The sequence below is a fragment of the Mucilaginibacter sp. P4_E8 genome (assembly GCF_056401495.1).
Map to the genome: position 1 here is coordinate 1 of NZ_JBFUJG010000372.1, position 1,487 is coordinate 1,487.

Genomic DNA, 1,487 nt, shown 5'->3' on the forward strand with positions numbered 1-1,487 from the left:
GGCCGGATGGTTAACTATTACATTATCTGCATAATTAATATTATAACCGGCTTTAAATGCTCTTTTCCCCCATTCATAGTCACCGCCAGACATTAATGAGTCATTAAAAAGGCCAATGTCATTAAACAAAGCCTTGTACGTTAACATATTTGCAGTAACACTAGTACCCTCGCGTTTTACAACACTTTCCTGTCTAAAAGCATAAACCATTTCATACATTTCGGCCAAATTGGGCTTTTGTTCTTTATAAAAAAGTTTAACCCGTCCACCTATCCTTTTACATTCAACATTGTTTTGAAAGTGTATTACCGCATTTTTTATCCAGTCAGCATCCGGAATGCAATCTGAATCTGTAAAACCTATTATTTCGCCTTTTGCAATTTTTAAGGCAGCATTTCTTGCAGCATATGAACCTGGTTTAGCCTCAGAAATGATACGCATATTTGCAGGAAGATGATAATCTTTCGGAGGCTGATCTGAGGGGTCGTTGTTTACTATGATTATTTCTGTAGAAGCATTATCATAGGTTTGCTTTTCAAGTGCATTTATACACAACTGTAGTCTGCTCCAATCTTTATAAGTAGGAATAATTATAGAAACCTGGGGGTTAAGCATACTTTGCGTTTATATAAATTATATATTGTCCATTTTATAGTTATCTATAAAAAGATGTTTGTTTTCCCTTATCTTTTCTTCACTCCAATCCCACCATTTTAGTTCAGACAGATACTTAATAGTTTCCTCATCAAATCTGTATCTTAAAACCTTAGCAGGGCTGCCGGCTACAATAGCATAATCAGGGATATTGCCATTAACTAAACTATGAGCTGCTACTACTACGCCATTTCCGATGGTTGATCCTGACAGAATAACACAATGGGCCCCAATCCAAACATCATTACCAATAATGATATCATTTTTGGATATAGCCTCATTTTCCCATTTTTCCTTAAATATGTTTTCACCTATGTAATAAGACGTCAGTTTATTATGATTATGGTTAAACTCCTGTATGGTTACATTGCGGGCAACCGAACAAAAATTTCCTATTATTATTTTGTTAACCTTTGCCAAAACGTATGTGTTAGGTCCCCATATAGATGAAAACCTTCCAATTTTAACGTTACCATTAATGGTGGCCTGGTACAATCTGCAGCCTTCGCCAATAACGGCGCCCTTTGTTATTTTAGTACCCTGAATAAATGCCTTTGGTCCAATTATTACCCCTCTTTGTATATCATTAACTTTAGCTAAAGCTTTCTTAATCCGGTTGAGGACTCTTTCTACAAATGCGCTCATAATTAATTTTCAATTAAGTTTTGAATCACTTTTTGGTACTTTTTCAAATCTCTGTTACTGCTTCCTAAATCTTCCAGCGATGAAATTTTTAAAATTAACCCGGCAAAATCACTTGCAGAACCCTCCAGGAATGGAACAGCTTCGTTGCTTTTAATATAATCCTGAAAAGTTTCAACACCGGTAGCACC

General features: G+C 35.7%; 3 protein-coding genes. All 3 read right to left on the reverse strand.

Going from position 1 to position 1,487, the window contains the following annotated elements:
* The coding region (locus AC1DRQ_RS31480; protein ID WP_477430071.1) for a glycosyltransferase family 2 protein at positions 1-615 on the reverse strand (615 nt) is incomplete at its 3' end.
* 18 nt (positions 616-633) lie between these two features.
* Positions 634-1,299, reverse strand: coding sequence for a CatB-related O-acetyltransferase (locus tag AC1DRQ_RS31485; protein WP_477430073.1), 666 nt, complete (start codon positions 1,297-1,299; stop codon positions 634-636).
* A 2-nt stretch (positions 1,300-1,301) separates the two neighbouring features.
* The coding region (locus AC1DRQ_RS31490) for a hypothetical protein (RefSeq protein WP_477430075.1) at positions 1,302-1,487 on the reverse strand (186 nt) is incomplete at its 5' end.